Genomic DNA, 14,369 nt, shown 5'->3' with positions numbered 1-14,369 from the left:
TTTCTTTACTTTTCTGATAGCTCTATAATTTTAGTTTTCTTTTAATTTTATTTTGAACAGACAAAGGACGGCTGTTTTGATAAAATTTCTTTAATTTTGGCGTTTACTGCAATCAAAGAAATTTAGAAATTTGATTTGTCAAATATAATCCAAAATTCGTGCCTTTATATGCAAAATTCAGAGGTTTTTATTCTTGCCATCGAAAGTTCCTGCGATGATACTGCTGCTGCAGTTTTACATAACGATAAAGTACTCTCCAATGTTGTTGCCAATCAGCTAATTCACAATCAATATGGTGGTGTGGTTCCTGAGTTGGCCTCAAGAGCACATCAACAAAATATTGTTCCTGTAATTGACGCTGCGCTTCGCAAGGCAAATGTACAAAAAGAACAGTTAACCGCCATTGCATTTACCCAGGGACCTGGTCTGATGGGGTCTCTTTTGGTGGGAAGTTCTTTTAGCAAATCGTTATCACTTGCATTACAAATTCCGCTAATCGCTGTGAATCACATGCATGCTCATATTTTAGCGCATTTTATAGACGAAGAAGGTTTTGATAAACCCGATTTTCCCTTCCTGGCTTTAACGATTAGTGGCGGACATACACAAATTGTAAAAGTAAACGGTTTCTTTGACATGGAAATCATTGGCGAAACCACAGACGACGCGGTGGGAGAAGCTTTTGACAAGAGCGCCAAAATCCTTGGCCTTCCTTATCCGGGTGGACCACTTATCGATAAATATGCCCAATTAGGCAACCCGAAAGCTTTTGCGTTTACAAAACCAAAAGTTCCGGGACTGGATTTTAGTTTCTCGGGATTAAAAACGGCCATTCTATACTTTATTCAGAAGAAAAAATTAGAAAATCCAAATTTCATTGAAGAAAATCTAAATGACATTTGTGCTTCTATACAATATACGATTATCGAAATTTTAATGGACAAATTAAAATTAGCCGTTAAAGAAACCGGAATCACACAAATCGCAATTGGTGGCGGTGTTTCGGCAAATTCAGGTATCAGAACCCGATTAAAAGAAAGTGAAGGCAAATATGGCTGGAAAACTTTTGTACCCAAATTTGAATACACCACAGATAATGCCGCAATGATTGGGATTGTAGGCTATCAAAAATATTTATCAAATCGTTTTGAAACTTCTGCTGTCGTTTCAAAAGCGCGAATTCAATTTTAATTATGCAATTATTTTACAATCCGAATATAGACGAAACTACAGAAAGCTTTTCTTTTGACAAAGAAGAAAGCCGACACATTATAAAAGTTTTGCGCAAACAAGATTCGGACATTTTACATGTTACAAACGGTGTCGGTCTTTTGTTTGAAACAGAAATTACTTTGGCTTCCGACAACAAATGTACGGTTCAGGTTCTTTCTGTAAAAAAAGCGGATAAACCTAAATTTCATTTGCATTTGGCTGTGGCACCGACCAAAATGAATGACCGTTACGAATGGTTTTTAGAGAAAGCCACTGAAATTGGAATTCAGGAAATCACTCCTGTTTTTTGTGATCGCTCAGAGCGAAAAGCAATAAATCCGGAACGATTTGAAAAAATCATTCTTTCGGCTATGAAACAATCCAATGAAACTTTTTTACCAAAGTTAAATCCTGCCATTTCTTTTAAGGAATTCATTAAACAAAAAAAGGAAGGTCTACAATTGATCGCCCATTGCGAAGAAACGGATAAAAAGTCACTCAAAAAAGTATTGCAACCCAACCAGAATGTAACTTTACTGATTGGTCCTGAAGGAGATTTTTCAGAAAAAGAAATTGCTTTGGCTTTAGAAAACGATTTTAAACCTGTTACTTTGGGCAATACCCGTTTGCGAACTGAAACAGCAGCAATTGTTGCCTGCCATAGTGTTGTTTTTTTTAATGAAAAATCATAAATAAATTTAGTTCTGTCCTTTCGACGAAGAAGAAATCATATCCAAATTATCACCAACTGTGTGTTTAGCCAGTGCGATTTCTCCTTCGTCGAAACGACAAGAATAATGCATGCTAAAGGGAAAATACCTGAATAATTTATACTTGTATGAAAAAAATACTCTACTTATTATTACTCGTTTCTGTTTCTTCTTTTTCTCAGGAAATTGCTTTATTAAAATACAGTGGTGGTGGCGATTGGTATGCAAACCCTACTTCGTTGCCCAATTTAATTCAGTTTTGCAATGCAAACATCAACACCCGAATAAAAGCAAAACCCTCTACGGTTGAACCGAGTAATCCTGATTTACTCTCCTACCCGTTTGTACATATGACGGGACACGGAAATGTGGTTTTCAGCGACAGCGATGTAAGTAATTTAAGAAATTATTTAACCGGTGGCGGTTTTCTTCATATTGATGATAATTTTGGAATGGATCAATACATTCGAAAAGAAATCAAAAAAATATTCCCCAACAATAATCTGATTGAACTTCCGGCTAATCATCCTATTTTTCAAAAGCCTTTTCCGTTTCCCAACGGACTTCCAAAAATTCATGAACACGATGGAACCCGTGCGCAGGCTTTCGGAATTTTTATTGACAACAAATTAGTCTTGTTATATACCTACGAATGTGATTTAGGTGATGGCTGGGAAGACCCCGAAGTACACAACGACCCTGCTGCCGTTAGAGACAAAGCTTTAAAAATGGGAGCAAACATTATCAATTATATTTTTACCAACTAATCCTTAAGAAGTGCAGCTAACTCACGAAGAAAATCAATTTGAAAGAAAAACGTTTCCGATAACCTTAGTGTGCGATCATATCTATTTTCAGCAGAATATTGGTTCCCTTTTTAGAATTTCAGAAGCTTTTGGAGTGGAAAACATTATCTTTTTAGGAAAGGACATCCCCCTGACACCCCGAAAGATAAACAAAACCTCCAGAAGTACACATCTTCATGTACCTCATAGTATAATTGAAAAAACAGACGATTTAATTCCTTATTTAATCGAAAACGACTTCGAAATTATTGCTTTGGAAATTGCCAGCAATAGTAAACCTCTTAGAGAAGTCCAAATTCCGGAAAACAAAAAAATTGCTCTTTTAATAGGCAGTGAAATTGATGGAATTTCAGACGAATTATTAAAAATAGCACATCAAATTGTTCACATCAATATGTTTGGGAACAACAGCAGTATGAATGTTGTACAAGCGGCGAGTATTGCTTTGTATGAATTTACTTCTTAATAATTTCGTTTTATTTTTGTAGGAACTACGCTATATAAGGGATTGTAAAATTCTTACATATTTTTTTGGTGTAAATATTTTTTTACAATAATTTTTTGTCATAAAGTTGCATTATTGTTTAACTAAAACCAATAATTATAACAAAAAACCCCTATTATTATGAAAAAAGTATTATTATCATCATTATTAGTTCTTTTGATGCTTTCTTGTCAAAATGATCAAACTGAGTCTTCAAAAGTAGAAACTGCTGCCCAGGATCGTCTGGCATGTTCCACACAAGAAGTATTAGAAGCCCAACTAAAAGCTGATCCGACATTGGCTATCAGAATGAACGAAATTGAAGCCTTTACGGCTAAACAAGCACTTGCAAATCCAACTGGTCGTGCAATGGCAGGTCCTGTTACCGTTCATGTAGTAGTAAATGTACTTTACAGAACCGCTGCAGAGAACATTTCAGATGCACAAATTCAATCTCAAATCGATGTTTTAAACAAAGATTTTAATGCCTTAAATTCAGACTTCGGTAGTGTTCCGGCTCTTTTTGCAGGCGTAAAAGCCAATGTAGGAATCAAATTTGTATTAGATCAGATTATCAGAAAATCTACTACAAAAACTTCTTGGGGGACTAATGACGCTATGAAAAAAACAGCTCAAGGTGGTTTAAACCCAACTTCACCTACAACAAAACTTAATATCTGGTCTTGCCCTATTGGTGGAGGAATTCTTGGTTATGCGCAATTTCCGGGAGGTTCAGCTGCAACTGACGGCGTAGTGCTTGATCCGAAAAACTTCGGATTATCGGGTGCAGCAAATGCTCCTTACAACTTAGGAAGAATTGGTACTCACGAAGTAGGTCACTGGGCAAATTTACGTCACATCTGGGGAGATGCAACTTGCGGAAGCGACTTAGTAGCGGACACTCCTACTCACAATACTTCAAATAGCGGTGCACCGGCCTATCCACACTACAGCACTTGTGCGGGAACTCCTGTAGAAATGACGATGAACTACATGGATTATACTAATAACTACTCTATGTATATGTTCTCTAATGGACAAAAAAGCAGAATGCTTTCTATATTTGCTACTGGTGGTGTTAGAGCTGCTTATGCCCTATAAAATAACAAAAGAATTAAATTTAAAGCGAGATGTATGACATCTCGCTTTTTTTTATCGGGTATGTTGTAATAAAAGCACGGGACTTTCTAAAAATAATAAAATCACTTTCAAAAGAAGTCAAACGGATAAAAATTCAGCTCAAAATGTTAAAATTTACCCATCCGATTATTCTTATAAATTGACTCGCTAACAAATGCATAATGAACGTTATAGAAATCAAAAATATCAATTTGTAAGAAATAACACCTTAAAAAAATTGCACTTTTTTTAGTAAGAACTAGACTATACAAGGGATTGTAAATTTCTCACAAAATATTTATTGTAAAATTTTTGTTACAATAAATATTTAGTTATAAAATTGCCATATTGTTTAACTAATCAACAATAATATAACAAAAACCCCTTTTATTATGAAAAAAGTTTTTTTATCTGCATTTACAGCACTTTTGCTGTTTTCATGTCAAAATGACCAAACAACTGAAGCTTCTAACCCGGAAGCTAGTGCGATTGCCCTTCGCGGATGTGCATCGCAAGACGTATTAACAGCTCAATTAAAAGCTGATCCAACTTTAGCGATCAGAATGAATCAAATTGAAGCTTTTACTACAGAACAACTTCTAAGTGGCCGTGTTGGCAAATTGGTAAACGGTAAAGTGCAAATTCCTGTTGTAGTAAATGTTTTATACAAAACTGCTGCAGAAAACATTTCTGATGCACAAATTCAATCTCAGATTGATGTCTTAAACAAAGATTTTAATGCTTTAAATTCAGACTACAATAGTGTACCAGCGCTATTTGCAGGTGTGAAAGCGAATGTAGGAATTTCGTTTGTTTTAGATAAAATTAACAGAAAATCTACAACAAAAACTTCTTGGGGAACTAATGATGCTATGAAAAAAACAGCTCAAGGTGGTTTAAACCCAACAACTCCAACAACAAAACTTAACTTATGGGCTTGTAAAATTGGTGGTGGAATCCTTGGATATGCACAATTTCCTGGAGGATCTTCTGCTACAGACGGTGTTGTAATCGATACAAAATATTTTGGATTATCCGGTTCTGGAAGTGCTCCTTACAATTTAGGAAGAACTGGTACTCACGAAGTGGGTCACTGGATGAATTTACGTCACATCTGGGGAGATGCAAATTGTGGAAGCGATTTAGTATCTGATACACCAACGCACAATACAGCAAACTACGGAGTACCTGCTTACCCACACTTAAGCACTTGTTCTGGAACTCCTGTAGAAATGACAATGAACTACATGGACTATACTGACGATGCTGGTATGTACATGTTCTCTACTGGACAAAAAAACAGAATGGCTGCTATTTTTGTAACTGGTGGACCAAGAGCAGCTTTTGGTATCTAAACCAAAAATTGAAAAATATACTTAAAAGCGGGATGGTTTCATCCCGCTTTTTTTATGTTTCCTATTAAATTAAAAAGCTTTTCTTATATTTACTTGAACTTTAAAGACCCAACATGATCACATCAAAAACAATATCTAACGGAATTTTAAGAGCTCTTGCTACCATATTAATTACCGGAGCACTCTTATACTTTTTATACGAAATACAAACCGTAATCGTATACCTCTGTATATCCCTGATATTGTGCCTGATTGCAAACCCTTTGGTTCAGTTTTTAAAAAATAAATTAAAATTCGGCAATTCGTTAGCCGCATCAACCACGATCTTATTTTTTATCCTAATGATGGTTGGTTTTATACTGCTTTTTGTTCCCTTAATCATTTCTCAGGCTAACAATCTGTCTTTATTAGACACCAATCATTTGCAGCAGCAATTTGTAGAGACCGAAAAAAGTATCGAAACCTATTTTAACATTCAACATGTAGATTTAAATAAAGTACTGAAAGAATCTAAAATAACTTCCATGTTCGATTTTAGTTATTTTACCCGTTTTATAAACTCCATTATGGGATTCATGGCTGATATGGGGATGGGACTGGTTTCTGTATTCTTTATTACGTTCTTTTTCATCAAAGATCAGGATACTTTTAAAGATCAGGCCAGAAGGGTTCTTCCAGATACCAATGAGGATAAAATTCTAAATTCGATTACTAAAATAAACCATTTACTAACCCGATATTTTGTTGGTTTGTTATTACAGTTAACCGTAGTATTTATCCTTTATTTAATTGTTCTGATCATTTTCGGAAATAAAAATGCATTTGTTATCGCATTTTTGTGCGCCATTTTAAACGTGATTCCGTATGTGGGTCCAATTATAGGAACCACTTTAGCAGGAATTCTAACGATGATCAGTTTAATTGGTAAAGACTTTCAATCCGAAATTTTACCTACTACCATTTATGTAATCATAGGATTTTTGGTTGTTCAAGCCATTGATAATAACATCAGTCAACCTATAATTTCATCAAAAAGTGTAAATTCGCACCCGTTAGAAATATTTCTGGTTATTTTAATCAGTGGAATTACTTTTGGAATTGTCGGCATGATCATCGCTATTCCGGTATTTACAATGCTAAAAGTAATTTTAAAAGAATTTTTTCCTAACAACAAAATTGTCTCCGTATTAACCGAAAGAATTTAGCATTGAACACTTCTATTTTAAGCAAACCTATTCAAGACTTTATAACTCAAAATAGTGGTGTCTCGATTTCAAAATTAGCACTCCAGAAAAATCCGTTTCCGGAAGTGGACTGGATTTTAATTTTAAATCAAATTGAAGCCAAATCTAAGGCAAAAGACAAACTGCCAACCTGGTTTTCTACGGAAAATATTATTTATCCGAGTAAAATTTCAGTAGAACAAACTTCATCTGAAAAAACAGCTGTCTATAAAACGTCTTTGATTTCCGGAGCCACCTTAATAGATCTTACAGGAGGTTTTGGGGTAGATGACTATTATTTTGCAAAAAATTTCAAAACGATAGCACATTGTGAGATCAATGCAGATTTATCGGCTATAGTACAACATAATTTCAAACAACTGGGCGTTAAAAACTGCAGCTTTTATGCGGCAGATTCTACTATTGTTCTAAGCGAATCCGATCAAAAATGGGATTGGATGTATATTGATCCCTCGCGAAGAAATGATGCAAAGGGTAAGGTTTTTATGCTGAAGGATTGTTTGCCTAATGTTCCCGAATTACTTCCTTTTTACTTCGAAAAAACAAATTCAATTTTAATAAAAACGGCTCCGCTATTAGACATTTCAGCAGGTTTATCTGAATTGAAATTTGTAAAGAACATTCATATTATTGCGCTAGAAAATGAAGTCAAAGAGTTACTTTTTGAAATTCACAATCACTATTCAGGTCCCATAACAATTAAAACTGCTAATATTTTAAAGGATAAAACGGAAACATTTGAATTTGTTTTAGATCATGATACTGATTTCCCGACCTATCATTTACCTCAAAAATATTTGTACGAACCCAATTCGGCGATTATGAAATCGGGTGGTTTTGATGAAGTTAGTACCGCTTTTAAAATAAACAAACTCCATAAACATTCCCATTTGTATACCGCAACGGAATTAATCGATTTTCCCGGAAGAGTTTTTGAGATCGAAAAAACCATTTCATACAACAAAAATGATATGAAAACGGAATTGTTAAACCAGCAGGCAAATGTTACCACAAGAAATTTTCCTGACACGGTCGAAAACATTAGAAAAAAATGGAAAATAAAAAACGGAGGAAATCTTTATTGTTTTTTCACAACTGATAAAAATGATAACAAAATAGTTTTAATTTGCAGAAAAATAACTTAACAATGAAACAACTAATTACACTAACTTTTTTTCTATTAACCTTTACAGCATTTGCACAAAAACCATGCGAATACAGCGCAAACGTAAACGATTCCATTGGTACCTATAAAGTAACAAATGAATACCTGATGAGCGAGAAGTACTTTGGAGGAAGCTTCAGTTATGTTTTCTTTACACTAGCGCAGACAGATGGTTTACCAACCTTAAATTTTCAACTTATCCAAAAAAGCAAAGACTTTATAAAAGCGAATTGTTTTGATCCAAATTCAAAAGTATATCTGCAATTGGAAAACGGAAAAATCGTTACTTTAAAACATATCAATCAAGAAAGTTGCGGTACCCTTATTCATGACGAAAAAGGTTTTGACAATCGTGTTAATACCGGTATTTTTATGTTCCTAAAAGATAATTATGAAGACCTCAAAAAATCTCCGGTTTCGATTATGCGTATTAAATACTTAACTAACACTGAAGATTATATTCTAAAAGCGGACCTGGTATCTGAAATGAATGCTAAAACCTATCATCCAAATACCTATTTCATGGACAATATCAGATGTGTGGAATAATTACTCGCAATTCCATTTCTGATTCGAAACCGCATCTTTTAAACCTGTTTTTAAATTATAATGCCACCATTCTGAGTCAAAAGAATTAAAGCCATTTCGCACCATCACTTTTTTAAGGTATTTTCTATTGGAAAGTACTTTTTTTGAAAGTTTCGTATAGTTATGGCTTGCCTGAATTCCGAAAAAATCAAAAGGAGTTCCCATATCCAGTTCTTTTCCGGTTGCATCAACAAGTGAAATATCAACGGCTCCTCCTCTATTGTGGATGGAGCCTTTTTTTGGATCAGCAACATACGCTGCATTTGACACAATCTCCCACATCTTTTTTTGAATCGATAAAGGTCTGTAACAATCGAAAAGTTTGATTTTATAACCGTCTTTCATAAAATCTTCATTGGCAGAGACTAAGGCCTGAACTGTCTTTAATCGCAAAAGGCATTCTGCACAATCGTACACTTTGGCTTTGAGGAAATTATCTTCAGTAGCATATTTCATGTCATACACAAACTCTTTACTATAGTCTTTTAAATTGACAAACGTTGTGTCGGCTACAACAGTATCCGAAGTATAACATTCTAGCTGTGCCTGCATTGAAAGAACGAAGAAAAAAGCGCCACACAAGAGAAATTTTTTAAGGGATAAACACTTCATAATGGATTGTTGCAAAATTAAAAATAGACCGACGGCAACGAATTTAATAAAATTTCATCAGACATCACGTAAAATAAGCTACTGACTGCACTCTAAGGGTCTCTTTAAATTTATAATTATAGAAAGAGTATAACTTTTTTGACCTGAAATCAGGAGCATTTTTGCCACGAATTACACTAATTTTCTCTAATTTCTTTGAGAGCTGTAAAATAGGCCAAATCATTTTAATCCTTAATCAGTAGCAAAAATTTTCTACTTAAAATCGCCTCAATTAATTCGTAAAAATCAGTAAATTTAATTTTTCAATTTAAACCTCAAAACGATGAAAAAACTGCTATTACTATTACTTTGTACAATTGGATTTTCGGCCTATTCACAAACTTCGAAAGAACTTGTTGGGAAATGGCAACTGGTAAAATGGACGCAAAACGGAAAAGAAAAAGACATTCAGTCATACTTTAAAACAGATCAGGTTTATCAGGTCTTTTCTGATGGCGGAGAATTTCAAAGTATTAATGGTGACAAAATTAAAAAAGGCAAGTGGAAACTTTCTGATGATAACTCCGAATTAACCATCATTTCAACTCTTATGCCTATAAAATTTCAAATCGATTCTTTTGATGCTCAGAAACGTGTCATGACTTACGAATCATTGGGTACTTTTGAGTATAAAAAAGTAGTCGATTAGAGTTATCAGTTATTTTACATTTGGAATTAACCCCTTTATGACTCATTTTCTGAATTATAATCGCAGTGTTTTTTAAATGATTTATTGGTTTATCAAAGAGGTCGTTTAAATTGATTCAATCAATTGGGGGGCTACTAAACTTTTGCACTATTATGAAGAATGGAAACATTCTTCTGGACTGTTTCCTTCTTTAGTTTAGTGCTATTAAGTTGAGCTGTTTTTTCACGCGGATTTTGCGGATTTTACGGATTCCGCGGATTTTTTTTATTTGATTCCGCTAAAATCTGTGTGTGGCTTTTTTTGATAGTCTTTAACTTAATGTTTTTTTTTCACGCAGATTTTGGGGATTCTGCGGATTTTTTTTATTCTTTCCGCTAAAATCTGTGTGAGGCTTTTTTTGATAGTCTTTAAACTTAATGACTTTTTTTCGCGCACATTCTGGGGATTCTGGGGAGTTTTTTTCATTCTGCTAAAATCTGCGTGTGGCATTTTTTGATAATCTTTAACTTAATGATTTTTTTTCACGCAGATTCTGGGGATTCTGCGGATTTTTTTTTCTTTCCGCTAAAATCTGTGTGAGGCTTTTTCTGATAATCTTTAACTTAATGTTTTTTTTCACGCAGATTCTGGGGATGCTGCGGATTTCTTTATTTCATTCCGTCAAAATCTGCGTGAGTTTTTTTTGATAGTTTTTAACTTATTGCTATTTTTTCTCGCAGATTCTGGGGATTCTGCGGATTTTTTTTTTTCATTCTGCTAAAATCTGCGTGAGGCTTTTTTGATAATCTTTGACTTAATGACACTGAGTTAAAGCAGAAAGGCAACTCAAATAAAGTAATACTCCATTTTATTTTATTTAAAAAGTATACCAAGAAGGTACAGTCAACCCTCCTTTACTATCATAAAAAACAAATTCTACTTTTTGGTAACCTGGTAAGGTATACTCCCATTGATTCAGATTAGAAACGTTATAATTTATAGTACCATGTGCACTAACGGAATCATCAGCAGCATAAATAGTAACTGTTTTATCGGATAAATTAATTATACGGTGCAACAAACCGGGTTTAGCATTATTAGGCAAGTAAAGAGATAAATTGACCGCAAGTCGATCTGTCATAACCACTTGACTAATTGTTGTCGACAAAGTAAAACTTGAATTGGATGTATAAATAAAATACGTTTCTGTTGTTGGTTTCCAAACTACATTACCGCTTGCATCTGCTGCAGTTGCAACCTGACCTATTATTGGAGTTGCTCGATCTGAACCTTTTGTGATTGCTAATGAACTTAAGGTAGTTCTTCCTGTTGTTTCGTCAATAAAGAGTTCATCGAAGTTTCGGTCTTTATTATAAATCGTAAATCTTCCAAGATTTTTATATAATTGAAACTCTTTAGTATTTGCTGTTGCCCGATCTCTCATAATAAGGTTTTTACCTGCTATATTCAAATCTTGCGTGGCGGTATGATTTCCTAAATTGTCTTTTCCACTGGTTACAGCTGTCGTTACAAAACCGGTTGTCGCAATAGAAGTGTCATCATCACCTTCGAATGCTGTGACCGCTTTGGCATCACCACTGAATGTTGGGGCTACAATGGGTGCTTTTTTATCTAATTCCACTTTCAGTCCTGCTGGTTGAACCGCTACTGTTGTGGAGGTTCCCAAAGTTGTTTCTGTTGCAGTTGCCAATTGAACTTTGCCTGCTTGTGTTAGTGAAGCGGCTTTAACTGTCGGAAGTGCAGCTGTACCTGCTAGATCTCCGGCTAATTGTATTTTCCCTGTCGCGGTGGAGGTTGCATCGGACGTTGCCGGAACCGCTGCCACTTTTGTGTCAACATAGTGTTTAGTAGCTGCCTCTAAATTTAAAGTTGGGTCTGCCGACAATAATAGTGAACCAGTCATAGTACCTCCTGCAAGCGGAACGTACTGTCCACTAGCAGAAGTATTGTACCAAACCTTCCCATCCCATATTTCCAGTACGTTTGTTGTAGTATTATAAATAATCAAACCAATTGCCGGAGAAACAATAACATTCCTTTCTGCTGTCGTCATTCTTGGTGGCAAGAAGCCTTTATTGGTAGACTCCACTTCTAAAGCGGCAGAGATATTAAGCTGCATCGGATTATTTCCTATTTTCTGAACGATTTGTGCCTGAATCATACAACCGGTAAAAAAAACAAACACTCTGGTAATTATTGTTCTCATTGCTCTCTCTTTTATTTTAAGTTATACCTCACCATCTTTCTGACCCTCTATGAATTCTATTCTATCGATAAATAAAACTTTCTAAACTACTACTAATCATTATTTTCTTCTATCCAGAACAAAAAAGTATTAATTTGTAGTAAAATTCGTAAAATTTAATTATACAAAACCATATCTATGTATAATTGAAAGGATTTTATTAATTTACGTTACTACTTAATTAATTTATAAGTAATTTAAACACAAACAAAGTTCGTTGTGTCACTAAAACCATCTAAGGCGATTGCGAATAGGGTATTCCATATCTGGATACATTGATAAAATGTTCTTAAAAAAACTGATTGTAACATTTTTCGATTGTAGTCGTCTACTCCTTAACCAACTACTCAAAATATGAACTCAGCCAAAAAAACAGCAAGAATAGCCGGTATATTGTATTTAATAATTGCCATCACGGGTGCATTTGGAATTATGTATGTTCCAACACAATTGTTTGTGAGTAACGACATCAATTTGACGGCAAAGAATATTCTAGATCATGAATTACTCTTTCGATTTGGAGTCTTTAGTGACTTAGTCTGTCAAACTGTATTTGTCTTTTTAGCTTTGACTTTGTACAATCTATTTAAGAATGTCAGTGCGCACTTGGCACGTACTCTGGTCGCTTTAGTATTGGTGGGTGTTCCGATTGCCTTTTTCATTATTTTTAATGAATACTATTTACTACTGATTCTGAAAGAAAACTTTATGACCAACTTTTCTTCCATTCAACAAAATACGTTGGCGATGTTGAGCTTAAAAATGTATGGGAATGGAAATGTTATCATTGGAATTTTCTGGGGGCTTTGGCTCATTCCTTTTGGACAATTAGTTTATAAATCAAAATTTATCCCGAAAATATTGGGGATACTTTTAATTCTTGGTGGTTTATCTTATTTAATAGATACTACCGCTTTTATCCTTTTCCCGGAATATCACTCTAAAACAGGGATTCTGGTGGGTATAACATCTGCGACTGCAGAGCTTGCAATGGTTTTATGGCTTTTGATAAAGGGAGTCAAAAACAATAGTATTGTATAAGTAATCTGCAGTACTATTTTCCTTGTCTGTATAATTGCCCTTGCACTTTATTTTTTAATGTTCGAAAATATAAACATTTTCATGGTTAAGGAATGCAAAATATACTGAGAAAGCTATATTCTTTCACAGCAAAAAAATAGCCTATTGTTCTATGCTTACAGAAACTGCTGCAGGCAAATACTCGAACAAAAATAGTTTTGTCCACGAAAAAAACCATGGTTACAAAAACTACTTTTTTCGTAACTCATTCAATGAAAAAAAACTACTGGCCAATCAACTAGTTGAAGCATTTACAATGGCTGATTGTTCCAATAGGCACAGATTTCTACACCGCATAAACGCGAGAAAGAATCCGAACATATATCTTATTTTTTACTCTTTGAGGTTTCTACGTATTAATTTCTCCTTTAGCAATTGTAGTTTGTCTTCAATTTCTACAATATCTGTAAGAATTGCACTTTCATACTTCGCCCCTGTTTCACCAACAGCATCAAGTTCCCTTTTATCCTCGATAAAAAGCGAATTCAAATCCAACTCGGGAAAATTCTTACTTAAACTAATCAAAAACTCTGAGTTAATGTTGGCAGTTCCATGTAGATATCTTCCAATCATTGCCGGACTAAAGCCTAAAATTTGACCAACTTCTTTTTGCTTAAGTCCTTTGCCTTTAAAAAATCTACTTAATTTTTCAGTATACATAATCTTTCAAAATTGTTATAAATTAGAACTATTTGTACATTTTGTATTATAAAAGACATCTTTTATATATTATTTTTCTTACTTTTACAATTCCGATAACCATATTAAGTAATAAATAATAAAGATATGTCAAATTTAATAAAAAATAATAAGATCAAAGATGAGTATTCACATAACGAAAAAGCTTACAAATTTATAGATGAGCACTTACCGTATACTTATGTAGAATTAACTATTGAATGTTTAGTTAAAAAAGGTCATAAATCACCTAGTAAAACAATTATCAGAAATGTAAGAAACAAAATAATTCTAAGGAATGATATTCTTCTTGCATTGGTCGAGGTTGCAAACGATAATAAAATAGCTATTGAAAAAATTAAAGTTTTAACCACTTAGAAAGT

The 14,369-nt window shown here is 34.1% G+C and carries 15 protein-coding genes; 12 read left to right on the top strand and 3 right to left on the bottom strand.

Features of this window, described 5'->3' with window-relative positions; all coding sequences use genetic code 11:
• Nucleotides 1-168: 168 nt before the first annotated feature.
• From tsaD to ACHRV3_RS14555, 9 genes are all read left to right on the top strand, one after another.
• Entirely contained in the window at nt 169-1,191 is a 1,023-nt protein-coding gene (gene tsaD, locus ACHRV3_RS14595) for a tRNA (adenosine(37)-N6)-threonylcarbamoyltransferase complex transferase subunit TsaD (protein ID WP_230002464.1), read from the top strand.
• A gap of 2 nt (nt 1,192-1,193) precedes the next feature.
• Nucleotides 1,194-1,904, top strand: a complete 711-nt coding sequence (locus ACHRV3_RS14590; protein ID WP_395435071.1) for a 16S rRNA (uracil(1498)-N(3))-methyltransferase — start codon at nt 1,194-1,196, stop codon at nt 1,902-1,904.
• A gap of 146 nt (nt 1,905-2,050) precedes the next feature.
• Nucleotides 2,051-2,689, top strand: a complete 639-nt coding sequence (locus tag ACHRV3_RS14585; protein ID WP_047773394.1) for a DUF4159 domain-containing protein — start codon at nt 2,051-2,053, stop codon at nt 2,687-2,689.
• A 10-nt stretch (nt 2,690-2,699) separates the two neighbouring features.
• Nucleotides 2,700-3,194, top strand: coding sequence for a TrmH family RNA methyltransferase (locus ACHRV3_RS14580; RefSeq protein ID WP_047773395.1), 495 nt, complete (start codon nt 2,700-2,702; stop codon nt 3,192-3,194).
• 159 nt (nt 3,195-3,353) lie between these two features.
• On the top strand, nt 3,354-4,313 hold the full coding sequence (locus ACHRV3_RS14575) for a zinc metalloprotease (RefSeq protein ID WP_395435072.1): 960 nt from the start codon (nt 3,354-3,356) through the stop codon (nt 4,311-4,313).
• A 410-nt stretch (nt 4,314-4,723) separates the two neighbouring features.
• Nucleotides 4,724-5,686 carry a zinc metalloprotease gene (locus ACHRV3_RS14570; RefSeq protein ID WP_230002467.1) on the top strand — a complete coding sequence of 321 codons (963 nt, stop codon included), beginning with the start codon at nt 4,724-4,726 and terminating at the stop codon, nt 5,684-5,686.
• A gap of 113 nt (nt 5,687-5,799) precedes the next feature.
• On the top strand, nt 5,800-6,891 hold the full coding sequence (locus ACHRV3_RS14565) for an AI-2E family transporter (protein ID WP_230002468.1): 1,092 nt from the start codon (nt 5,800-5,802) through the stop codon (nt 6,889-6,891).
• A 2-nt stretch (nt 6,892-6,893) separates the two neighbouring features.
• On the top strand, nt 6,894-8,075 hold the full coding sequence (locus tag ACHRV3_RS14560; protein ID WP_395435073.1) for a class I SAM-dependent methyltransferase: 1,182 nt from the start codon (nt 6,894-6,896) through the stop codon (nt 8,073-8,075).
• Nucleotides 8,076-8,077: 2 nt separating this feature from the next.
• On the top strand, nt 8,078-8,644 hold the full coding sequence (locus ACHRV3_RS14555) for a hypothetical protein (RefSeq protein WP_230002470.1): 567 nt from the start codon (nt 8,078-8,080) through the stop codon (nt 8,642-8,644).
• Here ACHRV3_RS14555 and ACHRV3_RS14550 read toward each other — a convergent pair whose 3' ends face one another.
• On the bottom strand, nt 8,645-9,235 hold the full coding sequence (locus tag ACHRV3_RS14550; RefSeq protein WP_395435074.1) for a M15 family metallopeptidase: 591 nt from the start codon (nt 9,233-9,235) through the stop codon (nt 8,645-8,647).
• A gap of 382 nt (nt 9,236-9,617) precedes the next feature.
• Between ACHRV3_RS14550 and ACHRV3_RS14545 the strand changes: the two genes are divergently transcribed.
• The gene (locus ACHRV3_RS14545; protein ID WP_047773410.1) at nt 9,618-9,983 is read left to right on the top strand and encodes a lipocalin family protein; all 366 of its coding nucleotides are present in this window, start codon (nt 9,618-9,620) and stop codon (nt 9,981-9,983) included.
• Nucleotides 9,984-10,839: 856 nt separating this feature from the next.
• On the opposite strand, the gene ACHRV3_RS14540 is transcribed toward ACHRV3_RS14545, so the two are convergent.
• Nucleotides 10,840-12,189: a hypothetical protein gene (locus ACHRV3_RS14540; protein WP_395435075.1), complete on the bottom strand. Its 1,350-nt coding sequence runs from the start codon at nt 12,187-12,189 to the stop codon at nt 10,840-10,842.
• A gap of 393 nt (nt 12,190-12,582) precedes the next feature.
• Between ACHRV3_RS14540 and ACHRV3_RS14535 the strand changes: the two genes are divergently transcribed.
• Nucleotides 12,583-13,269 (top strand): DUF4386 domain-containing protein, encoded by a 687-nt coding sequence (locus ACHRV3_RS14535; RefSeq protein ID WP_395435076.1) that lies wholly within the window; start codon nt 12,583-12,585, stop codon nt 13,267-13,269.
• A gap of 372 nt (nt 13,270-13,641) precedes the next feature.
• On the opposite strand, the gene ACHRV3_RS14530 is transcribed toward ACHRV3_RS14535, so the two are convergent.
• Nucleotides 13,642-13,968, bottom strand: a complete 327-nt coding sequence (locus ACHRV3_RS14530) for a helix-turn-helix domain-containing protein (RefSeq protein WP_395435077.1) — start codon at nt 13,966-13,968, stop codon at nt 13,642-13,644.
• A 126-nt stretch (nt 13,969-14,094) separates the two neighbouring features.
• Between ACHRV3_RS14530 and ACHRV3_RS14525 the strand changes: the two genes are divergently transcribed.
• Entirely contained in the window at nt 14,095-14,364 is a 270-nt protein-coding gene (locus ACHRV3_RS14525; RefSeq protein WP_047773416.1) for a hypothetical protein, read from the top strand.
• The last annotated feature ends 5 nt before the right edge of the window (nt 14,365-14,369 follow it).

The organism is Flavobacterium sp. FlaQc-49, from assembly GCF_044005985.1.
Classification (GTDB): domain Bacteria; phylum Bacteroidota; class Bacteroidia; order Flavobacteriales; family Flavobacteriaceae; genus Flavobacterium; species Flavobacterium cupriresistens.
Note: the sequence above shows the minus strand (reverse complement) of the source record. Positions and strands in the feature narration are given on the sequence as shown.

Bases quoted from the DNA above. Each gene is read 5' to 3' on its own strand.
- tsaD (WP_230002464.1), top strand. From the start codon at position 169: ATGCAAAATTCAGAGGTTTTTATTCTTGCCATCGAAAGTTCCTGCGAT.
- ACHRV3_RS14590 (WP_395435071.1), top strand. From the start codon at position 1,194: ATGCAATTATTTTACAATCCGAATATAGACGAAACTACAGAAAGCTTT.
- ACHRV3_RS14585 (WP_047773394.1), top strand. From the start codon at position 2,051: ATGAAAAAAATACTCTACTTATTATTACTCGTTTCTGTTTCTTCTTTT.
- ACHRV3_RS14575 (WP_395435072.1), top strand. From the start codon at position 3,354: ATGAAAAAAGTATTATTATCATCATTATTAGTTCTTTTGATGCTTTCT.
- ACHRV3_RS14570 (WP_230002467.1), top strand. From the start codon at position 4,724: ATGAAAAAAGTTTTTTTATCTGCATTTACAGCACTTTTGCTGTTTTCA.
- ACHRV3_RS14565 (WP_230002468.1), top strand. From the start codon at position 5,800: ATGATCACATCAAAAACAATATCTAACGGAATTTTAAGAGCTCTTGCT.
- ACHRV3_RS14555 (WP_230002470.1), top strand. From the start codon at position 8,078: ATGAAACAACTAATTACACTAACTTTTTTTCTATTAACCTTTACAGCA.
- ACHRV3_RS14550 (WP_395435074.1), bottom strand. From the start codon at position 9,235: ATGCAGGCACAGCTAGAATGTTATACTTCGGATACTGTTGTAGCCGAC.
- ACHRV3_RS14545 (WP_047773410.1), top strand. From the start codon at position 9,618: ATGAAAAAACTGCTATTACTATTACTTTGTACAATTGGATTTTCGGCC.
- ACHRV3_RS14540 (WP_395435075.1), bottom strand. From the start codon at position 12,189: ATGAGAACAATAATTACCAGAGTGTTTGTTTTTTTTACCGGTTGTATG.
- ACHRV3_RS14535 (WP_395435076.1), top strand. From the start codon at position 12,583: ATGAACTCAGCCAAAAAAACAGCAAGAATAGCCGGTATATTGTATTTA.
- ACHRV3_RS14530 (WP_395435077.1), bottom strand. From the start codon at position 13,968: ATGTATACTGAAAAATTAAGTAGATTTTTTAAAGGCAAAGGACTTAAG.
- ACHRV3_RS14525 (WP_047773416.1), top strand. From the start codon at position 14,095: ATGTCAAATTTAATAAAAAATAATAAGATCAAAGATGAGTATTCACAT.